Below are 22,004 nucleotides of genomic sequence, written 5' to 3' on the forward strand. Positions count from 1 at the left end.
GATGGCAGGTTTCGGGGCGGGATGCGTGCATGACGGTGCGTTCACGGTTTTTCACGGAAGCGGAAGGACAGGCTGTCGGCGTCGAGAACGCCGCAGCAAAGGGCGACGTCGTTCTGGTCTGCGAACATGCTTCAGCCACCATACCGGAAAAACTCGGTACGCTCGGTCTTTCGCCGGACGTGCTTTCGAGCCATGCGGCCTGGGATCCGGGCGCCTTGGCGGTTGCAAGGCTGCTTTCGCAGAAGCTTGATGCCACGCTCATTCATCAGCGGTTTTCGCGTCTGGTCTATGATTGCAACCGGCCGCCGGAATCGCCTTCTGCCATGCCGGTCAAAAGCGAGATTTACAATATTTCCGGCAATCTCGATCTGAGCGATGCGGAACGGTTTGCCCGAACCTCGGCGCTTTACGTGCCGTTTCACGACCGTGTCAGTGAGATTATTGCCGAGCGGCAGGACCGCGGCCGCAAGGTGGTGGTGGTGACCATTCACAGTTTCACGCCGATCTATCACGGTCAGTTCCGTGAAGTGCAGATCGGCATCCTGCACGATACTGACAGCCGGCTGGCCGATGCGATGCTGGTGGGCGCCGAGGGTTCTGCGCTCACGGTAAAGCGCAACGATCCCTACGGTCCGGAAGACGGTGTAACGCATACATTGCGGCTGCATGCGCTGCCGGACGGACTTTTGAACGTCATGATCGAGATCCGCAACGATCTGATCGCCAATGAAGGAGACCAATCGGTAATTGCCGATTTTCTCCACGAGCTTATGGGGAAGGCGCTCTCATCAATCGATGAGTGAGGGAGCAATGGGGCGGCTTATGGTGAAAACACCGCGGCCGACCGTCAATGAGACTGCCGCAATCGACAAAAGCCGGAACGGCATGAAGCGGCAAGGGAACAGCAGATGCGTGCGGCGCAGTGCGGGAAACCTCCCGGGCGATGCCGGAAACTGGGGGCACAATCGGCCAATAACGGCTGGCTGGCTTTTTTTTCTATTAAGGAGAGAAGGGCATGGACGGTTCATCATCAGGCGTCAGCTACAAGAAGGCTGATGCATCCTATTTCGAAAAACGCGGACTATCCCGATACGCGGGCGTGTGGTCGCTGTGGTCGCTTGGCGTCGGCGCGGTTATATCAGGGCATTTTTCCGGATGGAATTTCGGCTTTTCCACCGGCGGCTGGGGCGGCATGCTGGTGGCGGGCATCATCATCGCCATCATGTATCTCGGGCTGACATTCTCGATTGCGGAAATGAGCCCGGCGCTGCCGCACACGGGTGCTGCCTATTCCTTTGCCCGCACGGCCATGGGCCCGTGGGGCGGTTTCGTCACCGGACTTTGCGAGAATGTCGAATATGTGCTGACGCCGGCGGTCGTCGTTACCTTCATCACCGCCTATGTGAACTCCATTCTCGGCCTCGATCCGGCCTATTCACCCTTCGTGTGGATAGCCTTCTACGCGATCTTCCTTGCTCTCAACGTCTTCGGACTTGAGCTTTCCTTCAAGGTCACCCTGGTCATCACGCTGATTTCACTCGGCGTTCTGGTGTTCTTCTGGGTCAGCGCCATTCCGAACATGGATTTTTCGCGTTACGCGCTTAATATCGGTGTCGGACCCGATGGCAAGGCTGTGGAGCTGCCGGAAGGCAACGGTTCCTTTTTCCCATTCGGTTTTTCGGGCGTTCTTGCCACGCTGCCTTTTGCGGTCTGGCTGTTCCTCGCCATCGAGCAGCTGCCGCTGGCGGCTGAAGAATCCGTTGATCCGAAACGCGATATGCCCAAGGGTATCATTCTCGGTGTCATCACGCTGATGGTTTCGGCCTTCATGATCGTGCTGCTGAACCCGTCACTACCGGGCGTCGGCGCCTTTCATCTCAGCTCGTCGCTTGAACCGCTGCTGGATGGCTTCAAGGCGATCTACGGCGATGGCGGCGTGGTGCTGCTCGGTCTCGTGGCGCTGACAGGCCTGATCGCCAGCTTCCATACGATCCTCTATGCGCAGGGCCGCCAGATCTATTCGCTGTCGCGTGCGGGTTACTTCCCGACCGTGCTGTCGATCACTCATTCGAAATACCGGACGCCATACGTTGCCAATATTGCCGGCGCGCTCGTCGGCCTTGCGGTCATGCTCGTCATCTGGTTCTCGCTGGGTGCGGAACAGGGCGGCAGCATCATCGGCAGCGTGCTTTTGAACATGGCCGTGTTCGGTGCGATGTTCTCCTACATCCTGCAGGCGATTTCCTTCATTCTGCTCAGGAAAAATCTGCCGCATATCGAGCGGCCGTTCCGCTCGCCCTTCGGCATTCCGGGCGCGGTGTTGACAATCATCATCGCCATCGTGACGCTGCTCTATCAGATCCAGGATCCGAACTTCACCAAGGGTGTGCTGTGGGTAGCCGTATGGTTTGCGGTTGCCATTGCCTACTTCGCCTTTGTCGGACGCCATCGCCTCATCCTGTCGCCGGAAGAGGAGTTCGCGCTGGAGCACAAGCAGGCTGCCATGGCAGCGGCGGCTGCAAAGGCCTGATGCTCGAACTGACGGGCGGCCGCATACCGGCCGCCTGCTCGCCACATGAAAAGGGATGGACAAAATGACGAGCTATACATTCGACGCGCTGAAGATGGATGTGGCCGAAGGGCGCATCGACACGGTTCTGGCCTGCCTTGTCGACATGCAGGGGCGTCTGATGGGCAAACGGTTCCAGGCGGAGTTTTTCGTTGAAAGCGCCTTTGAGGAAACCCATAGCTGCAACTATGTGCTTGCCACCGACATGGAGATGGAAACCGTTCCCGGTTACAAATCCTCAAGCTGGGAAAAGGGCTATGGCGACTATACGCTGAAGCCCGACCTTTCGACGCTGCGGAAGGTGCCGTGGCTGGAAGGCACGGCGTTGGTTCTGTGCGATGTGCTCGATCATCACACCCATGAAGAAGTGCCGCATTCGCCGCGCGCGCTGCTGAAAAAGCAGGTGGCGCGGCTGGAGGCGATGGGGCTGAAGGCCTATATGGCCACCGAGCTCGAATTTTTCCTGTTCGACCAGACCTTCGATGCGGCACGCGCCAGCGGCTACAGGGACCTGAACCTCGCCAGCGGCTACAACGAAGACTATCATATCTTCCAGACGACCAAGGAAGAGGACGTCATGCGGGCGCTGCGCAAGGGCCTGCAGGGTGCGGGAATTCCGGTCGAGAATTCCAAGGGCGAGGCGTCTCCCGGTCAGGCGGAAATCAATGTGCGTTATGCCGAGGCGCTGACCATGGCCGACCGGCACGCCATCATCAAGAACGCCACCAAGGAGATCGCCTGGTCGAAGGGTAAGGCGGTGACGTTCCTTGCCAAGTGGAACTACAATGCCGCTGGCAGTTCCTCGCATATCCACCAGTCGCTGTGGAGCCTGGATGGCAAGCCGGCTTTCCTCGACAAGGACGGCGAACACGGCATGTCGGATGTGATGCGGCATTATGTTGCCGGGCTTCTGGCGCATGCCAGCGACATCACCTATTTCCTGGCGCCCTACATCAATTCCTACAAGCGGTTCATGGCTGGCACCTTCGCGCCGACCAAGGCGATATGGAGCCTCGACAACCGCACGGCAGGATACCGCCTTTGCGGCGCGGAAACCAAGGGCATCCGTATCGAGTGTCGTGTCGGCGGGTCGGATCTCAATCCCTATCTCGCCATGGCCGCCCTTCTTGCGGCGGGCATTGACGGCATTGAAAATAAACTCGAACTTGAGCCCGCTTTTGTCGGTGACGCCTATGGCGGGAAGGACGTGCGCGAGATACCCAAGACATTGCGCGACGCGACCGCCTTCCTGGACGGATCGAAAATGCTGCGTGAGGCCTTTGGCGACGACGTGGTCGATCACTATGTGCATGCCGCAAGGTGGGAGCAGGAAGAATACGACCGCCGCGTGACCGACTGGGAAGTGGCGCGCGGTTTCGAGAGAGCCTAATCATTACGGGAAAACATCATGACCATGATCCAGAATATCTCGCCCATCGACGGCTCGGTTTATGCCGAGCGGGAGGCGATGTCGCTGGAAGCGGCGCGCGCCGCCGTTTCGAAAGCGCGCAAGGCGCAGAAGGACTGGGCGCGACGTCCGCTTGAGGACCGCGTTCAGCTGGTTCTCAAAGGTGTGGCGCGCCTTAATGAAATGGTGGCCGAGGTGGTGCCGGAACTGGCGCATATGATGGGCCGCCCGGTTCGTTATGGCGGCGAGTTCAAGGGCTTCAACGAGCGCTCCAATTATGTCGCCTCCATTGCGGCGGATGCGCTGGCGCCGCTCGTCATCGAGGAAAGCGGCAATTTCGAACGCCGCATCGAGCGCGAAGCACATGGCGTGGTCTTCGTCATCGCGCCGTGGAACTATCCCTACATGACGGCGATCAATACCGTTGCCCCGGCTCTGATGGCCGGCAACACAGTCGTCATCAAACATGCGGCGCAAACGCTTCTCGTCGGCGAGCGGATGGTGCGGGCTTTCGTCGAGGCGGGCGTGCCTGACGATGTCTTCATCAATGTCTTCCTCGATCACGGCACGACCTCGGCGCTGATTTCCGAAGGCCTGTTCAATTTCGTCAACTTCACCGGTTCGGTGGAAGGCGGCCGAGCCATTGAGCGTGCTGCTGCCGGCACCTTCACCGGTCTCGGGCTTGAACTCGGCGGCAAGGACCCCGGCTATGTGATGGAGGATGCTGATCTCGACGCTGCCGTCGATACGCTGATGGATGGCGCGACCTATAATTCCGGGCAATGCTGCTGCGGCATCGAGCGTATCTACGTCAACGAAAACCTCTATGACGCATTCGTCGAGAAGTCCGTGGCGTGGGTGTCCAACTACAAGCTCGGCAATCCGCTGGAACAGGAAACGACACTCGGGCCGATGGCCAACAAGCGTTTCGCCAAGGTGGTGCGCGCACAGATCGCTGATGCCGTCTCAAAGGGCGCCAAGGCTTTGGTCGATCCCAAGCTTTTCCCTGCCGATGACGGCGAGAGCGCTTACGTCGCTCCGCAAGTGCTCGTCAATGTCGATCATTCAATGGAGTTCATGACCGAAGAAACCTTCGGCCCCGCTCTTGGCATCATGAAGGTGAAAAACGACGACGAGGCCATCGCCCTGATGAATGACAGCAAATATGGCCTCACTGCCTCGCTCTGGACGCAGGATGCAGCGCGTGCCGGGCGTATCGGCCGTGAGATCGAAACCGGCACCGTGTTCATGAACCGTGCGGATTATCTCGATCCCGCGCTCTGCTGGACAGGTGTGAAGGAAACGGGCCGTGGCGGCTCGCTTTCCGTTCTCGGTTTCCAGAACCTGACCCGACCGAAATCCTACCATCTGAAGAAAGTCACGAAATGAATATCGTCGCCAACTGGAGCTATCCCACCGCCGTCAAGCTTGGCCGTGGCCGGATCAAGGAACTGGCGGAAGCCTGCAAGACGCTCGGCATCAAGAAGCCGCTTCTCGTCACGGATCGCGGCCTTGCCAATATGGCGATTACCGCGCATGCGCTCGATGTACTGGAAGAGGCTGGGCTCGGCCGGGCGATCTTCGCCGACGTCGATCCGAACCCCAACGAAATCAACATGGAAGCCGGCGTAAAAGCCTATCGCGATGGCGGCCATGACGGCGTCGTCGCCTTCGGCGGTGGTTCCGGCCTCGATCTTGGCAAGACCATCGCATTCATGGCCGGGCAGACGCGCCCGGTCTGGGATTTCGAGGATATCGGTGACTGGTGGACGCGGGCGGACGCCTCGAAGATTGCGCCCATCGTCGCGGTTCCGACGACGGCGGGCACCGGTTCGGAAGTTGGCCGCGCCAGCGTCATCACCAATTCGCAGACCCATGTGAAGAAGATCATCTTCCATCCAAAGCTTTTGCCCGGCGTCGTCATCTGCGATCCGGAACTGACGGTCGGCATGCCGAAGGTCATCACGGCAGGCACGGGCATGGACGCCTTTGCCCATTGCCTCGAAGCCTATTCGTCGCCGTTCTTCCATCCGATGAGCGCCGGCGTTGCGCTTGAAGGCCTGCGTCTGGTCAAGGAATTCCTGCCACGCGCCTATAAGGACGGCACGGATATCGAAGCGCGCACCAATATGATGGCGGCGGCTGCGATGGGGGCGGTTGCCTTCCAGAAGGGTCTCGGCGCCATTCACTCGCTCTCGCATCCGATCGGCGCTGTCTATAACACCCATCACGGCATGACCAATGCCGTGGTCATGCCTGCCGTCCTGCGTTTCAACCGCCCGGCCATCGAAGACAAGATTGCCCGCGCTGCCGCATATCTCGGCATTTCGGGCGGTTTCGATGGTTTCTATGATTATGTGCTGGAGCTTCGCAAGGAACTCGGCGTGCCTGATAACCTGACCGCCATGGGCATTAAGCCTGACCGCATCGACGAACTGGCGGCAGAAGCGATCAAGGATCCGAGCTGCGGCGGCAATCCGGTGCCGATGACGCTGGAGAATACCAGGAAATTGTTTGAGGACTGCTTTTAAAGGGTAGTTATGGCAGCCATGAGATTTTCAGTTTTTTCGCCATTGCTCGCAGTGGCGTTTCTAAGCCTGCCCCTTGTGGCGCAGGCCGCTTCTTTCAGGGAACTTTCCGGTCAAGGTTACAAAGTCGGAGCTCTGTCGAGCAATAAGGCGGGAATCCGGGGATGGAATTTGTCCAGGGGTTCAGACCGCTATTTCTGTGAAATGCGCGCGACTATGGCGTATTCTGGAAAGAACGGCATGGTGTCCTTCACCAGCGCCGGACGCATGATTACGCTTGATCGTGCAACTGTTGAGAAAAGGCTGGGCAGTTCCCTGAACTTGCCGAAGTACGAGGATCTAAAAGCCGGTCGCCTGCGTGCGGACGATGTGGGTTCCTGCCGAAAGCTGGCGTGATCAATCAGATGGCAAAAGCCCGCGGTTTATCGCGGGCTTTTTGTTGTCCACACAAACGATCTTAGTATTTTCTTAACCATGTTCGTTAAGGTTATGGAAAGCACCATGATTGGTTCGGTGCATGAATGAGCATGAAACGGCTCTGATCATCAGGGGATATCATGCCTGTCATTACTTTTGCCAACACCAAGGGCGGCGCGGGAAAAACAACTGCCGTATTGCTTCTGGCAACCGAACTTGCCCGCAGCGGCCACCGCGTGACGGTTCTGGATGCCGATCCGCAATTGTGGATTTCCCGCTGGCACGAATTATCAGGCGAGATCGAAAATCTCTCGGTAATTTCGCATGTCACGATGGCGTCCCTCGAGGGGCATATCCGCGAAAACAATGCCAATACCGACTGTTTCATCATCGATCTGCCGGGAGCGAAAAACCCGCTTCTGACCATGGCGCTTGGTATTTCCGACCATGTGCTGATACCGGTGCAGGGCTGCGCCATGGATGCGCGCGGGGCTGCGGAGGTTCTTGACCATATCGAGTTCCTTAACCGCAAGATGGGCAAGGCGATCGCCCACTCCATCGTGCTGACGCGGGTCAATGCCATGGTGGCGACCCGCTCGCTGCTGCTCGTCAAAATGCTGCTGGCCGAAAAAAACGTTTCGGTTCTGAATACGCCCATTGTCGAAAGAGCGGCCTATCGCGATATCTTCGATTATGGCGGAACGCTTCTCTGTCTCGACAAGGACAAGGTCAGCAATATCGACAAGGCGGTGGAGAATGCGAAAGCATTCGCGAGCGAGGTGCTAGGCCTTTTGCCGAAACGCCTGTCGCGGTTAGGCACCCAACCCGCGCGCTTTTTCACCCGCAAGGCGGCTTGAAAACACTGCCAATGCCCGGACTGCTGGAGGTGCGGGCATTATTTTTGCTTGATTTGGAAATGATCATTTCCTATATTGCGATCATGACCGATACCAGCCACACCAATTCCCCGGAACAACGCCATCGCGGCAGGCCACGCGAGTTCGATATTGACCGCGCGCTTGATGGAGCAATCCGTGTTTTTTCTAGGCGCGGGTATCACGCCACCTCTGTCGGTGATCTTACCGATGCGATGGAACTGGCGCAGGGCAGTCTCTACAAGGCTTTCAAGGACAAGAAATCCATCTTCATCGCGACGATGGAGCGCTACAGGACCTTGCAGACGGAGCGGTTTGAAGCCGCCGTTGCCGGTTATGATACCGGTTACGAGCGTTTGCGAGCCGGCCTGATGTTTTATGCGGAACGGTCGCACGGTGCCACCGGTTCGGATGGATGCCTCGTGGTTGGCGCTGCCGCCGATCTCGCCGCACTGGACGACGATATCGCTGTCGTGGTCGAGCGGGCGGTGAAGGCGAGGGAGCGGATCGTTGCCCGGCTGGTGGCTGAGGGGCAGAGGGATGGTTCCGTGCAGTCGAAGACTGATCCCGATGATCTCGCCAGAGCGATGTTGTGCATGATGTACGGGATGCGGGTGGTGGGAAAGACCGGGCGCAGTTTGGAAGAGATGACGGCCGTGGTGGATATCGCCCTGAAACTTGCCGAATGATTTTGCGGCTATTTAGGAAACATTCGTTTCCATATTGGAGAAAATGATGACGACGCGTGTAGTTGAAGGGGAGGATGTTTACGAAACATCCATTTCCCCGGCCCTGACTTTTCTGCTGGCTACCGCCTGCGGACTGATTGCCGCTAATCTTTATTATGGCCAGCCCCTTGCCGGCATCATCGGGGAGGAGCTTGGCCTGTCTGCCGGCGCAACCGGTCTGATCGTGACCCTGACGCAGATCGGTTACGGCGTCGGGCTGCTGTTCGTGGTGCCGCTAGGCGATCTGGTCGAGAATCGCAGGCTGGTCGTCAGCACCGTTTCGATGGCGGTGCTTGCGCTCCTCGCGGCGGCTTTCGCTCCGCATGCGGCGCCTTTTCTGATTGCCGCCTTTTTGGTGGGTATCAGTTCGGTCGCGGTGCAGGTTATCGTTCCCTATGCGGCGCACATGGCGCCGCACGCTGTTCGAGGGCGGGTGGTCGGCAATGTCATGAGCGGATTGATGGCCGGTATCATGCTGGCGCGCCCGGTTTCCAGCCTCCTGTCGGAAGTGGTCTCCTGGCGCGGTGTGTTCCTGACGTCGGCTGGCGTCATGGCAATTCTCGCCGTTGTGCTCTATCGCCTTTTGCCCGTTCGTGTGCCTGAGGCAAGGCTGGGTTATGGGGCGTTGATGGCCTCCATGGGCAGGCTTGCCGCCCATACGCCTATCCTGCGGCGGCGGGCGATCTATCACGCCTTCCTGTTTGCTGCCTTCAGCCTGTTCTGGACGACGACGCCGCTTTATCTGAGCGGGCCGCATTTCAATCTCAGCCAGGGCCAGATTGCGCTGTTTGCCCTTGCCGGTGCAGCAGGCACCGTCGCCGCGCCGATTGCGGGGCGCATGGCTGACCGGGGCTGGACCTATGCCGCTACTTTTGCCGCGATGGTGGCAGCGGCGCTGTCATTCGCCGTCACGCATCTTGCGCCGGAAGGATCGCATCTGGCACTCGGCATTCTCGTGGTCGCCGCCATCGTTCTCGATTTCGGCGTCACCACCAATCTGGTGCTGGGTCAGCGCGCCATCTTCACGCTCGGGGCGGAATTCCGCAGCCGTCTGAACGGCGTCTACATGGCGACATTTTTCATGGGCGGTGCGATTGGCTCTGCCGTCGGCGGCTGGGCCTATTCCGTCGGGGAATGGGGTGCTGCGTCCTGGGTCGGCTTTGCTCTACCAGCGGCGGCGCTGCTTTACTTCCTGACCGAAAAGCGCGGATAACATCCATCAACGAAAAAGCCCGGCGGAATGACATCCGCCGGGCTTTTGCAATTCGTCTTCGCGGTCAAACCTATTCCGCGAATTCCACCACGACGCCGGGGCGGACCATTTTTGCCAACTCCGTCGCATCCCAGTTGGTGAGGCGGATACAGCCGTGGCTGTTGGTCTTGCCGATCTTCGAGGGTTCCGGCGTGCCGTGGATGCCGTAGGTCGGTTTGGACAGGGCAATCCAGACCGTGCCAACAGGGCCATTTGGACCGGGCGGGATTTGCAGGATCTTGTCGTTCTGGCCCTGCCTGAAGTTGATCTTCGGATTGTAGGTGTAACCCGGATTAAGCGCGACGCGCTCGACGGTGTGCGTGCCGCTTGGCGAGGGCGTGTCGGTAGAACCGATGGTAGCGGGATAAGCGGCGATCAGAGCGCCATCCTCTCCATAAGCGAAGACCTGCTTGATGCCCTTATGCGCGACGATGCGGGCCACCTGTCCCTTTTTGGGTTCCCCCGGATTGACCACCTTGATGATGGTGCCGGGCACGGAAAAATCGATGCCGGGGTTCAGTTCTTTCAGATAGGTCTCGTCCATGTGGAAGCGCTCGGCCAACGCCTCCGACGTGGAGGTGAAGGAGAGGGCGGGCAACTGCGACTTCTCCGCATAGTCATCCGGAATGGAGGCGACATAGGGGCCGGCTGCATCGGCTGCGGTGATCGTATAATCAACGATCGGCATGCCGCCGGAGGCGCGCAGACGCTCGAGAATGTCCTCGGAATTGTTCGGGTCGAGCTTTTCGCCGGTCATGTCCTGCCAGGCGGCAATCGCCTTGTTGACGTTGTCGCCCATCTTGCCATCGATCACGCCGGGCGAGATGCCTTCGCGGTCGAGGAAGGTCTGAAGTGCCACGATCTCCTGGCGAGACCTGTTGACCGGTGTGGTGACGGGCGTGTGGCGCTCGATCAGGTGCTGCGGCTGCGGAACGGCAGCCGTGGTGCTTTCTTCGGGCATCGGCTGGTTGAGCGGCGCGCTTTCGACAGCGCCCGGGCCGGGAACCGAGCCGGTATAGACATCGTCGCCGGAACCATTGCCGCGATATTCGCGGTAATCGCGCACGCTTCCATTATCCTGATAACCGTAATCGCGCTGCGGCTCACGGTATTCACCGCCGGGGGCCGGGGGATAATAGGTGGTGTCTCGCTGTTGTACCTGTTGCCGCTGCTGATAGCCTGACGGCATTTCAGTGGCCAGCAGGTTGCCGTACCGGTCATAAAATACCGTGCGGCCCATATTGTCGCGACTGATGACGATGTCGCCACGTTGGGGCACGAAGTCGAGAACACGGCCATCCGGCGTCACCAGAACCGGCTGTTCCTGATAGCCATAACGCTGCTGCGCGCCAGCCTGTAGAGGCGCGCAAATCGCCGCCAAGGCAATCGCCAGACCCAGAGCTGCGTTAACAAACTGTTTCACGATTCTGCTATCCCTTACTTCGTTCACCGATAAACACACCGTAATCTTGACCCTATTGTGAAAAAGGTGAATTCACGGTTAAAGCAATCTTAATTTACGTCACGGTTAGTAGCGTTTCCGTGATTATTGCGCTTTTACTGCCACAGGGAGGTTGTCTTGCGTTCGTTTCAGGCCGGCAAATCGCCACGCATTTTCCTCGATGAAACCTCCGTTTTCGATATTGGCGCCTGTGTTGTCGATGGTATCGACATCGCGCCCGGCCGTGCCATTCCAGATGATGGCGATCCGCGCATTGACCATTCGCTGGAAGGCTTTCTGTTCACCTGCGGTCCCGATCATATCCGCCATCCCGAACCGATCGGCGGTGAGGGCGAGGGGCGTCGATATCCTTTGCATGGGTCCTTCTCCGCGCATCCCGCCAAAATAGTTGCCTTCGACGTTCATGAGTCCAATGCATTGGCGCGTGCCGAGGTTCCCGTGAACCTTGCCGATGGCGACACGGCCCTTCTCGAGCGGACATGGCGCATCGATGGCGAAAGCGGAGAAGTGAGCCTCGATGACCGGATCGTCAATACGAGTTCGCGGCCGATCCCGGTCTTTCTGATGTACCACATGAATGTCGGCGCGCGGCTGTTTGACGAGGCCGTTCGGCTGGAAGGTGCCATGTTCGATGGCGGTGGTCATGGCTGGCGCTTTGGCGAGGAGCCGGGCACGGTGTTCTGTGTACCCGCCGGTCAGGACGAATGGGCGGAACTTGCGCTCGGTCCGATTGCCGCAATTGGCGGCAAGACGCTGAAAGTACGTTTCGGCACGGAGACGTTGCCCTATCTGCAGATGTGGCGGAACCAGAAGGATCCGGCCAATGTGCTTGGCATCGAACCGGTTTCGCACCGCTGGGTGGGGCGCGGCGAGCTTGAGGCCGCCGGCGAGTTCAATATGCTGCAGCCGGGCGAAAGCCGCTCCTATGGTCTTCGCTTTTCCATCCTCTGAATAGGGGACTGAATGGTGTACCGAATGAAGGCGCCGCATCATTGACGCAAGAGTTTTGAGCCCTTACATCGGATGCGGATTTCAGACAGTGGCGACAGCGTGCCAGCGGCGCCAAGGCGCCGGTTTAAGCGGAGGCATTAATATGGATATCAGGCGCATAGACGACGAATATTCGGTCACGGGACAGATCAGCGTTGCCGATCTCGACGAGGTCAAGGCACTCGGCTTCAAGTCGATCGTCTGCCACCGCCCGGATGGCGAAGAAGAAGGCCAGCCGCTTTTCGCCGATATTGCCGAGCGTGCCGAACAGCTTGGCCTGACTATCGTGCATGTACCGGTTGGCCGCTACGGCGTCGATGCGGATGCGGTTACCGGCATGGTGGATGCGCTTGACGAATTGCAGCGCCCGATGCTCGGCTATTGCCGTTCCGGCGCGCGCTCGACCGCGATCTACGAAAAGACCCACCACCTGCGCGGCTGATTTTCCGCGGATAATTCGATTTTCTAAAGCCAATCAACAGGAGTTTTCCATGACCATCAAGCGTATCGAACCGGGCAAGCGCATGAGCGGCGCCGTTATCCACGGCAACACTGTTTATCTGGCCGGCCAGGTCGGTGAGGGCGTGTCCGTGACCGATCAGAGCAAGTCGGCGCTGGCTGAAGTCGATCGTCTGCTGGCCGCTGCCGGTTCCGACAAGTCGAAGATCCTGCAGACCATCATCTACCTCTCCGACATGTCCACCTTCGGCGAAATGAACGCCGTCTGGGAAGGCTGGATCGACCCGGCAAACCCGCCGGCCCGCGCCACCAGCGAAGCGGCGCTTGCTACTCCGGACTACAAGGTTGAGTTCATCGTTACCGCTGCTCTCTGAGTAACGGTTTGATTTTGAGAAAGGCCGGGTTGCGGAATGCAGCCCGGCCTTTTTTGTTGGGAAAATTCGAAACGCTCGTTTTGTCATCCTCGGGCTTGTTCCTAGGATCCAATCACTTATCGCAAATTGATAGGTAGCAGATGCTAGGGACAGGCCCGAGCATGACGGAGGAGAGGCGATTGTCCCAGGTTTGTGAATCGCTTGCGCCCATCACTTCACTGGCTGGGCGAGCGCCTTCTCAAGCTGCTTCAACGTCTTCACCCGTTCTGCAAACCACAGCCGTGCCAGGTCGTTGGCTGAGGCGAGGTCGATACCATCAGGGTCTATGGAAGTGATTTTCCAGCGTGCGGTTTTCGCACCCGCAAGAGCGGCCAGCCGTGATGCCTCACCCTTGATGGCGTTGAGGCGCGCGGCCTCGTCCGCTGCCGCAGCCATCAGCTGTTCCGCGCCGGAAAGTTCACTGCGCAGATCGGCAGGTGTGATGTTGCTGGCGTTACGGGCAGGGCCACCATTGATCTGCACGCCCTCTGTCCGCAGCCGGTAGAGCCTTGTATCGGGAAGAGAGAGGTAGAGTTTTGCCTTGGGATAGCGGTCGATGTAGCGCTGTCTGGCTAGCGGCACTTCTTCCGGATCGATCAGTTCCGCCTTGCCTACCATTGTCAGCCGGGCCAGCGTAAGCGCGTCACCCTTGCCGAAGGGGGCAAGTGTCAACGAGATGCGCGGGTCGGCCTCCATGTTTCGGGCATGCAGCGTCAGGCCCGCCGCGAAGAAGAACGGTGTACCATCCGGCTCTATGCCGATATTGGTGGCGGTCGTATAGGGATAACCGCTGACCGGATCGAGGGTCGCGAGCGCCGCCGTGCGGGATGTGTGCAGGACATCGCGTGCCACGCGCACTGCCTCGAATGGCGCACCGGCCGAAGGTTCGATCTTTGCGCCACGTGGGGTGATGACGGGAGGGGCTGAATCCGGCATGTCGTTTCCTAACCTGTATGTTCTAGTCAGGATTTACACCATGCCGGAGCCATGTCCATGCGCAATATCAGGTCCGGCTTCTGATCTGGGTCAGCGTGCGGGTTGGCGTGATCGCTTCGGCATCCAGCTTCACCTCGATGATGGCGGCCTTGCCGCTTGCCCGGGCGCGTTCGAAGGCGGCGGCGAAGTCTTGCGTCTTTTCGACCGTTTCGCCGTGGCCACCATAGGCCTTGGCGAAGGCCGCGAAATCCGGGTTGACGAGATCGGTGCCGCTGACGCGGCCGGGATATTCCCGCTCCTGATGCATGCGGATCGTGCCATAGGTGCCGTTGTTGACCAGCACGGTGATGATATGCAGTCCATACCGCACGGCGGTGATGAATTCCTGCCCATGCATCATGAAGCAGCCATCACCGGCAAAGCAGATCACCTCGCGCTCGGGAAACAGGTGCTTGGCGGCCACAGCCGCCGGCAGGCCGTACCCCATCGAGCCGGAGGTCGGCGCCGATTGAGTGTTGAAGCGGCGGAAGCGGTGGAAGCGGTGTACCCAGGTGGCATAGTTGCCCGCGCCATTGGTGAAGATGGCATCATCCGGCACGTTGGCCTCGATCCAGTCCATGATCGGACCCATCTGCACCGCGCCTGGACCGGTCTGCGGCGGTGTCGACCAGGTGAGGTAAGCCGAATGCATGGTGGCCGTGCGGTCCGCCCAGGCGGCGTTATCGGGGAGCGTTACGGAAGAAAGGGCGGCGACGAAATCATCCGGTGAGGCGCAGATTGCGAGATCGGGGCGATAGACGCGGCCAAGCTCTTCGGCTTCCGGGTAGATGTGGACAAGTTTCTGCGACGGGTAGGGAATGTCGATCAGCGTGTAGCCGGAGGAAGGCATTTCCGAGAGGCGACCGCCGAGCAGCACCACGAGGTCGGCTTCCTTGATTTCCTTCGCCAAGGCCGGGTTGATGCCGATGCCGACATCGCCCGCGTAAGACGGGCTCAAGTGATCGAACAGCATCTGGCGACGGAAGGAGCAGCCGACGGGCAGTTTGTTCCTTTCGGCAAAAGCCGTGAAGCTTGCGACGCTTTCTTCGGACCAGCGTGTGCCGCCGATGATGAAGATTGGCCGCTTGGCCTCGCCCAGCATTTTTGAGAAAGCGGCGATCTGCGACGGGCCGGGATGCGCTTCGACCGGGGTATAGGGCTTTGCCTCGGGGGCTTCAACCTCTTCAACCAGCATGTCTTCGGGTAATGTCAGCACCACGGGGCCGGGGCGGCCGGAGGTGGCGACGGCAAAGGCGCGGGTGACGAATTCCGGAATGCGGCGCGCATCGTCGATCTCGCCCACCCATTTGGCGAATTCGGTAAAGGCGCGGCGATATTCCACTTCCTGAAACGCCTCACGCTCGCGGGCTTCGCGCTGTACCTGGCCGATGAACAGGATCATCGGAATGGAATCCTGCCTTGCGATATGCAGGCCGGCCGAGGCGTTGGTGGCGCCGGGACCGCGCGTTACCATGCAGATGCCGGGTTCGCCGGTCAGCCTGCCCCAGGTGTCGGCCATCATGGCAGCGCCGCCTTCCTGGCGGCAGACCACGGTTTCAATCCCGCTTTCATAAAGCGCGTCCAGCACCGCCAGATAGCTTTCACCGGGAACGCAGGAAACGCGGGAGACGCCATTGGCTTTCAGCGCTTCGACGATCAGTTGTCCGCCTGTTCTTTTCATTCCGGTTGCTTTCATGGCGTCGTGGTCCTTTCGATGTTTTCCAGTTCGGCCAGCACTTGCGCCTGATGCTCGCCAAGCTTCGGGCTCGGGCGTTCGTAACGCAGCGGCGTCTGTGACATGATAATCGGTGTCCGCACACCGGGGATGACGGTGCCATCCTGCGCCTCGAGATCAACACGCAGGCCGCGTGCCTGAACCTGTGGATCGGCGAACATTTCCTCGATGGAGTTGATTGGCCCGGCCGGCACGGCATTCTGTTCGCAAGCGGTCAGAAGATCGCGCTTCTGCCATTTCAGCGTTTCGGTCGAAATGATCTGCCGGACCTCGACCTTGTGCGCCACGCGGGCCTTGTTTGTCGCGTAACGCTCGTCATCGGCAATCGCGCCAATGCCGAGAATATTACAGAGGCGGCGGAACTGGCCGTCATTGCCGACCGCGAGGATCAGGAAACCATCAGCCGTCGGCACCACCTCATAGGGGGAAATATTCGGATGGGCGTTGCCGAGCCTGACGGGGGCATTGCCGGAAATCAGGTAATTCATATTCTGGTTGGCGAGCACGGCCGACTGCACGTCCAGAAGCGCCATGTCGATATGCTGGCCTTCACCTGACCGCATGGCGTGGATCAGCGCGGCCTGAATGGCTGACACGGAATAGATGCCGGTGAAGATATCGGCAACGGCAACGCCCGCCTTCATAGGCTGACCGTCGGGTTCGCCGGTGATCGACATGAAACCGGACATGCCCTGCACGATATAATCATAACCGGCGAAATCGGCATAGGGTCCGGTCTGGCCGAAGCCGGTGATGGAGCAATAGATCAGCTTCGGATTGAGAACCCTGAGACTCTCATAGTCGAGGCCATATTTGGCAAGCCCGCCGCGTTTGAAATTCTCGATGACAACATCGGCGGTTCGCACGAGCCGCCGCACCAGCGCACAGCCTTCCGCCGTCTTGAGATCGGCGACGATGGAGCGTTTGCCGCGATTGGTGGCATGGTAATAGGCGGCGGAGAGGTTTTCGCCATCGGCGCTTTCGACAAAGGGCGGACCCCATGCGCGGGTATCGTCTCCACCTTCAGGATTCTCGACCTTGATGACATCCGCACCCATATCGGCCAGCATCTGCCCCGCCCAGGGACCGGCCAGAACACGCGCCAGTTCGATGACGCGAATGCCTGATAGTGGCGGTTTCCTGTTCGGCGTTTCGGTCATTTGTCCCCCGGTGTTTTCTGCTTGCCGGTTTATAGACGTCTCCCCGCATTGCCGCATGTGATTTTATCTCATGGACTTATTCCGTTTCGGCAAAGGCTCGTCAGTTGCCAACGACGCGGCTGCACCAGGCGGCGAAATCCGCAGCTACGGCTTGCCAGCCGATCTCGTTCAGGGTTTCGTGGCGCATGCCCCGATAGATCGTGTGTTCGACATGGCCGAAACCCGCTTCGCGGAAGCGTTCGGCAAGCCAGACGATCTCCTTGCCGTCATTGGTCGCGGCATCCTGATCGCCGCTGACAAGCAAAATCGGCAGCGTCTTCGGCAGGCGTTCGATGAGCCTCGGCGCACGATAGGACAATTCAAAGACATCCTGCCACAGGGAGACGCTGGCCTCGAACTGGCAAAGCGGATCCTCCACATAAGCGTCCACCGCTACCCTGTCATGGCTCAGCCAGTCCGCATGAGTGCGTTTTTCCGGCATTCTGGCATTCCAGGCACGGAAGGTTGCTTTGGGCAGGATGGCGCTCGGCACATCAGAGCCTTTCAGCATCTTTTCAAGGCGCAGCACGATCTGTGCAAGACGGCCCATGACACCGGGATTGAGGTTAGAATTCCAGATGGACAGAGCATCAAAGGCATCCGGATGGCTGACGGCGGTGTTGAGCGCCACGAGGCCGCCCATGGAATGGCCGAACAGGATGACCGGCAGGCCGGGATGTCTTTCGCCGACCATCCGGCGCATCGCCATGACATCGGCAACGACCTTCTCGGCGCCGTCCTTCCAGGCGAAGCGACCGAGAGGCGCATCGGCAGCCTTTGTGCGGCCATGGCCACGATGATCGTGGGCATAGACCTCGAAACCCTGCTTTGCCATGACATCGGCAAAACGGCGGTAACGGCCGGCGTGCTCCACCAGGCCGTGGCAGATCATCAGCACGCCGCGCGCCGGAGAAAGGGCAGAGGGCTGGTGGCGAAAGGCGATGGATGCGCCTGATGGAGCGTCGAGCCTCTCAATCCGGCTGAACGTCAAGTCATCCGTCGTCTCATTCATGCTTTCGCCCGTGCCTGCCATGGTATCCCTTGTCATAATCATGGGGTCATAATCGTGCCAGAGGTTGCCCCAAGGTCCTATTTACCCTACATAGCGGCAAATTTCCCGATACGTACTCTTTAAAATCCGATGTGGAGCATTCGCTACAATGGCACGTCAATTCATCTATCACATGGCCGGGCTGAACAAGTCCTATGGCGCGAAGAAGGTTCTTGAGAACGTCCATCTCTCCTTCTATCCCGATGCCAAGATCGGTATCCTCGGTCCGAACGGTGCCGGTAAGTCGACCGTTTTGAAGATCATGGCCGGTCTCGACAAGGAATATACCGGTGAGGCCTGGCTCGCTGAGGGTGCGACGCTCGGTTATCTCGAGCAGGAGCCGAAGCTCGACGAAAACAAGACCGTGATGGAAAACGTCATGGAAGGTGTGGCGAGCAAGACGGCAATCGTCGACCGCTACAACGAGCTGATGATGAACTATTCCGACGAAACGGCGGATGAGGGCGCAAAGCTTCAGGACATCATTGACAGCCAGAACCTTTGGGATCTGGAAAATCAGGTCGAAATGGCCATGGATGCGCTGCGTTGCCCGCCTGGCGACTCGGCAGTAACCGGCCTTTCGGGTGGTGAGCGTCGTCGCGTGGCGCTCTGCAAGCTGCTGCTTTCGCAGCCTGACCTGCTGCTGCTCGACGAACCGACCAACCATCTTGACGCTGAAACCATCGCCTGGCTCGAAAAGCACCTGCGCGACTATCCCGGCGCCGTGATGATGATCACCCACGATCGCTACTTCCTCGACAACGTCACCGGCTGGATTCTCGAACTCGACCGTGGCCGTGGTATTCCCTACGAAGGCAACTATTCCGCCTATCTGCAGGCAAAAGCCAAGCGCATGCAGCAGGAATCCCGCGAAGACGCCTCGCGCCAGAAGGCCATCAGCCGCGAACAGGAGTGGATCGCTTCCAGCCCCAAGGCTCGCCAGACGAAGTCCAAGGCGCGTATCCGCGCTTATGACGAACTGGTGGAAGCCGCTGAAAATCGCCGTCCCGGCGACGCGCAGATCGTCATTCCGGTCGCCGAGCGTCTGGGCCGCGTCGTTATCGAGGCGGAAAACCTCACAAAGTCCTATGGTGACCGGGTTCTGATCGAAAACCTCACCTTCAAGCTGCCTCCGGGCGGCATCGTCGGCGTCATCGGCCCGAACGGTGCGGGTAAAACCACGCTGTTTCGCATGATCACCGGTCAGGAAAAGCCCGATAGCGGTTCGGTGACCATTGGTGAGACCGTGCACCTTGGTTACGTCGACCAGAGCCGCGATACGCTGGCGGGTGACAAAACCGTCTGGGAGGAAATCTCCGGCGGCAACGACATCATCAAGCTCGGCAAGTTCGAAACGAACTCCCGCGCTTATTGCGGCGCCTTCAACTTCAAGGGCGGCGATCAGCAGCAGAAGGTCGGCAACCTCTCCGGTGGTCAGCGTAACCGCGTTCACCTTGCCAAGATGCTGAAGGCAGGCGGCAACGTGCTGCTGCTCGACGAACCGACCAACGACCTTGATACGGAAACGCTGGCAGCGCTCGAAGAAGCGCTGGAAGCCTTCGCCGGTTGCGCCGTTATCATCAGCCACGATCGCATGTTCCTCGACCGTCTGGCCACTCACATCCTCGCCTTCGAGGGTGACAGCCACGTGGAATGGTTCGAAGGCAACTTCGAAGACTATGAAAAGGACAAGGTCCGTCGTCTCGGCCCGGAAAGCATCAAGCCCGGCCGCGTCAGCTACAAGCGCCTGACGCGCTAGTCCTGTTCTCGGATCACTTCAGAAAGGCCCGCCCAAAAGCGGGCCTTTTTTGATGCAATAAATGGGGCTTGAGGGGAGAGCGTGGCAAATTGCGCTTGCATCTCGCGTGACGCCGACATAAAGATATCTTTATATGTTGATTAGATTGCAAGGTGCGGCAGACGTGGCGTTCGGTTTGGATAAATTGGTGGATCTCTTGAAGGCGGCCGGCGAGCCGACGCGCTTTCGCTTGCTGGCGCTTCTGGCGGCCGGCGATCTGACCGTCACCGATCTCACCGAAATTCTCGGCCAGTCGCAGCCCCGTATTTCCCGTCATCTCAAGCTTTTGACGGAAGAAGGGTTGATCGAGCGCTATCAGGAAGGCGCCTGGGCCTATTTCCGCCTGCGGCAGGATGGCGAGCCCGCCGTTGTTATCAGGCAGCTGCTGGGCGCCGCATCGCCCTCTGACGCCGTTCTCCAGCGCGACAGCGAACGCCTTGCCACCGTCAAGCGGGTAAGGGCGGAGCGGGCGCAGGATTATTTCAGCCGCAATGCCTCCGCCTGGGACGAGCTGCGCCGCCTGCATGTGAGCGACGAGGCCGTGGAAGGGGCGTTGCTGAAGCTGGTCGGAACCACCCCGATCGACTCGCTGCTCGATCTCGGTACCGGCACGGGCCGCATTCTGCAGCTTCTGAGCGGCATCTATCGCCGGGCAATCGGGGTCGATGCCAGCCGCGACATGTTGTCGGTGGCGCGCTCCAATCTGGACAAGGCGGGCGTGGTCAATGCATCCGTTCGCCATGGCGATATTCTCAACCTGCCGCTGGAAGGCCAGGATTTCGATCTGATCGTCATCCATCAGGTTCTGCATTTTCTCGACCAGCCGGAGATCGCGCTTTCCGAAGCCGCCCGCATGTTGCGTCCCGGTGGCCGGCTGATCGTCATCGATCTTGCACCCCATTCCTTCGAGCATCTTCGCGACGAGCATGCGCATGTGCGGCTCGGCTTTTCGCATCCGCTTATGGATGAATGGCTGAAAAAGGCCGGGCTCGTGCTCGACCGTGCCGTCGATCTTCATTCTGAACGGGCGTCCGATGAATCCTTGGACGTCACGATATGGGTTGCCCGCAACCAGCGGCTGCTGATGGCAGACGATGTGGTGCAAGAGGCCGTTTTACTTGCTGCCGGGAGGGCATGATATGTTGAGGTCGGAAACCGCGCGCCACAATGGCGAAATCCGGGGGGATATCCGGTTATCTTTCGAGTTTTTCCCGCCCAAGAACCCCGAGATGGAGAACCAGCTCTGGGAAACGGTTGCCGAGCTGAAGAAATGGGATCCGGATTTCGTCTCCGTCACCTATGGCGCGGGCGGTTCCACCAAGGCGCCGACGCTGGATGCGGTGCGCCGGATGATCGGTGACAGTCATCTGCCGACCGCCGCGCACCTGACCTGCGTGGATGCCAGCCGTGACGACGTGCATCAGGTCGTTGAAGAGTTTCGCAATGCTGGCGTTCGCCATTTCGTGGCGCTGCGCGGCGATCCGTCGACCGGTATCGGCACGGATTACAGGCCGCATCCGCAAGGTTACGAGAATGCTGCCGCCCTGGTGAAGGGGCTACGCGATATCAGCGATTTCGAGGTTTCCGTTTCTGCCTATCCCGAAAAGCACCCGGAGAGCGCCAGCGATGCGGTCGATATCGATATGCTGAAGCGCAAGGCGGACAACGGCGCAACGCGGGCGCTGACGCAGTTCTTCTTCGATAATGACGTGTTCGAGCGCTACATGGAGCGGGTTACGGCTGCGGGCATCACCATTCCGGTCGTTCCGGGTATCATGCCGATCCAGAACCTGACCCAGCTCAAGCGTTTCGCCGGCCGCTGCGGTACCAGTGTGCCCAGTTTTCTGGATGAGCGTTTTGCAGGTTATGATGACGATCTCGAGGGACGCGCCCGCGTTGCGGCGGAAGTTGCTGCCGAGCAGATCGCCGATCTTCAACGGCGCGGTGTCAACGAGTTCCATCTCTACACCATGAACCGTGCGCCGCTGGTTGATGCGGTGCTTGAGAACCTCGGTCTTGAGCGTTTGCGCCGCAGCGCCGCCTGATTTCAGATATCCCATTTACGACAGGAAAAAAGCGCAGGCCCGACAGGACCTGCGCTTTTCAAACTCGTGTCATCTACGGTTCTTTTCTGCGTTTGGTCTT

Annotated in this window: 20 protein-coding genes; 15 read left to right on the plus strand and 5 right to left on the minus strand. The window is 59.4% G+C overall.

Translation table 11 applies throughout. The features are described 5' to 3' along the window. Nucleotides 1-29 precede the first annotated feature (29 nt). From J5276_RS03430 to J5276_RS03470, 9 genes are all read left to right on the plus strand, one after another. On the plus strand, nt 30-803 hold the full coding sequence (locus J5276_RS03430) for an N-formylglutamate amidohydrolase (RefSeq protein ID WP_112154039.1): 774 nt from the start codon (nt 30-32) through the stop codon (nt 801-803). A 212-nt stretch (nt 804-1,015) separates the two neighbouring features. Next, nucleotides 1,016-2,530 (plus strand): amino acid permease, encoded by a 1,515-nt coding sequence (locus J5276_RS03435; RefSeq protein ID WP_003513319.1) that lies wholly within the window; start codon nt 1,016-1,018, stop codon nt 2,528-2,530. Between the two features lie 64 nt (nt 2,531-2,594). Next, nucleotides 2,595-3,959 (plus strand): glutamine synthetase family protein, encoded by a 1,365-nt coding sequence (locus J5276_RS03440; protein ID WP_013636540.1) that lies wholly within the window; start codon nt 2,595-2,597, stop codon nt 3,957-3,959. Between the two features lie 18 nt (nt 3,960-3,977). Continuing rightward, nucleotides 3,978-5,366: an aldehyde dehydrogenase family protein gene (locus J5276_RS03445; RefSeq protein WP_013636539.1), complete on the plus strand. Its 1,389-nt coding sequence runs from the start codon at nt 3,978-3,980 to the stop codon at nt 5,364-5,366. Continuing rightward, a complete protein-coding gene (locus J5276_RS03450; RefSeq protein ID WP_003513312.1) occupies nt 5,363-6,508 on the plus strand; it encodes an iron-containing alcohol dehydrogenase in 1,146 nt (381 codons plus the stop codon). Before J5276_RS03445 ends, J5276_RS03450 begins: the two co-directional genes overlap by 4 nt. A gap of 9 nt (nt 6,509-6,517) precedes the next feature. Next, nucleotides 6,518-6,901: a hypothetical protein gene (locus tag J5276_RS03455; protein WP_035251832.1), complete on the plus strand. Its 384-nt coding sequence runs from the start codon at nt 6,518-6,520 to the stop codon at nt 6,899-6,901. 161 nt (nt 6,902-7,062) lie between these two features. Beyond that, nucleotides 7,063-7,779, plus strand: coding sequence for a ParA family protein (locus J5276_RS03460; protein ID WP_080798104.1), 717 nt, complete (start codon nt 7,063-7,065; stop codon nt 7,777-7,779). A gap of 59 nt (nt 7,780-7,838) precedes the next feature. Then, nucleotides 7,839-8,486 (plus strand): TetR/AcrR family transcriptional regulator, encoded by a 648-nt coding sequence (locus tag J5276_RS03465; RefSeq protein WP_026330777.1) that lies wholly within the window; start codon nt 7,839-7,841, stop codon nt 8,484-8,486. A 46-nt stretch (nt 8,487-8,532) separates the two neighbouring features. After that, on the plus strand, nt 8,533-9,738 hold the full coding sequence (locus J5276_RS03470) for an MFS transporter (protein WP_209159547.1): 1,206 nt from the start codon (nt 8,533-8,535) through the stop codon (nt 9,736-9,738). A gap of 70 nt (nt 9,739-9,808) precedes the next feature. Here J5276_RS03470 and J5276_RS03475 read toward each other — a convergent pair whose 3' ends face one another. Next, nucleotides 9,809-11,200, minus strand: a complete 1,392-nt coding sequence (locus tag J5276_RS03475; RefSeq protein WP_112154037.1) for a L,D-transpeptidase — start codon at nt 11,198-11,200, stop codon at nt 9,809-9,811. A 156-nt stretch (nt 11,201-11,356) separates the two neighbouring features. On the opposite strand from J5276_RS03475, the gene J5276_RS03480 reads away from it, so the two are divergent. From J5276_RS03480 to J5276_RS03490, 3 genes are all read left to right on the plus strand, one after another. Then, nucleotides 11,357-12,190 (plus strand): aldose 1-epimerase family protein, encoded by an 834-nt coding sequence (locus J5276_RS03480; RefSeq protein WP_112154036.1) that lies wholly within the window; start codon nt 11,357-11,359, stop codon nt 12,188-12,190. Nucleotides 12,191-12,332: 142 nt separating this feature from the next. Further along, nucleotides 12,333-12,671: a TIGR01244 family sulfur transferase gene (locus J5276_RS03485; RefSeq protein WP_003513297.1), complete on the plus strand. Its 339-nt coding sequence runs from the start codon at nt 12,333-12,335 to the stop codon at nt 12,669-12,671. A gap of 49 nt (nt 12,672-12,720) precedes the next feature. Then, nucleotides 12,721-13,062, plus strand: a complete 342-nt coding sequence (locus tag J5276_RS03490) for a RidA family protein (RefSeq protein WP_003513295.1) — start codon at nt 12,721-12,723, stop codon at nt 13,060-13,062. 210 nt (nt 13,063-13,272) lie between these two features. Here the strand turns inward: J5276_RS03490 and J5276_RS03495 are convergent, their stop codons facing one another. The 4 genes from J5276_RS03495 to J5276_RS03510 form a co-directional block, all read right to left on the minus strand. Next, nucleotides 13,273-14,037, minus strand: a complete 765-nt coding sequence (locus J5276_RS03495; protein WP_112154035.1) for a HugZ family protein — start codon at nt 14,035-14,037, stop codon at nt 13,273-13,275. A 67-nt stretch (nt 14,038-14,104) separates the two neighbouring features. After that, entirely contained in the window at nt 14,105-15,772 is a 1,668-nt protein-coding gene (locus J5276_RS03500; RefSeq protein ID WP_162632969.1) for a thiamine pyrophosphate-binding protein, read from the minus strand. Then, entirely contained in the window at nt 15,769-16,971 is a 1,203-nt protein-coding gene (locus J5276_RS03505) for a CaiB/BaiF CoA-transferase family protein (protein ID WP_038491653.1), read from the minus strand. The genes J5276_RS03500 and J5276_RS03505 overlap by 4 nt, the downstream gene beginning before the upstream one ends. 100 nt (nt 16,972-17,071) lie before the next feature. After that, nucleotides 17,072-18,043: an alpha/beta fold hydrolase gene (locus J5276_RS03510; protein WP_174005766.1), complete on the minus strand. Its 972-nt coding sequence runs from the start codon at nt 18,041-18,043 to the stop codon at nt 17,072-17,074. Nucleotides 18,044-18,170: 127 nt separating this feature from the next. Here J5276_RS03510 and ettA point away from each other — a divergent pair, with 127 nt between their 5' ends. The 3 genes from ettA to metF all read left to right on the plus strand — a co-directional run bounded on the left by ettA (nt 18,171) and on the right by metF (nt 21,904). Continuing rightward, on the plus strand, nt 18,171-19,820 hold the full coding sequence (gene ettA, locus J5276_RS03515; protein ID WP_003513287.1) for an energy-dependent translational throttle protein EttA: 1,650 nt from the start codon (nt 18,171-18,173) through the stop codon (nt 19,818-19,820). Nucleotides 19,821-19,983: 163 nt separating this feature from the next. Next, nucleotides 19,984-20,997, plus strand: coding sequence for a metalloregulator ArsR/SmtB family transcription factor (locus J5276_RS03520; RefSeq protein ID WP_112154034.1), 1,014 nt, complete (start codon nt 19,984-19,986; stop codon nt 20,995-20,997). Between the two features lies 1 nt (nt 20,998). Continuing rightward, nucleotides 20,999-21,904 carry a methylenetetrahydrofolate reductase [NAD(P)H] gene (gene metF, locus J5276_RS03525; RefSeq protein ID WP_013636527.1) on the plus strand — a complete coding sequence of 302 codons (906 nt, stop codon included), beginning with the start codon at nt 20,999-21,001 and terminating at the stop codon, nt 21,902-21,904. Nucleotides 21,905-22,004: the final 100 nt, after the last annotated feature.

The organism is Agrobacterium sp. S7/73 (assembly GCF_019355535.1).
In the GTDB taxonomy this organism is placed as follows: Bacteria; Pseudomonadota; Alphaproteobacteria; order Rhizobiales; family Rhizobiaceae; genus Agrobacterium; species Agrobacterium tumefaciens.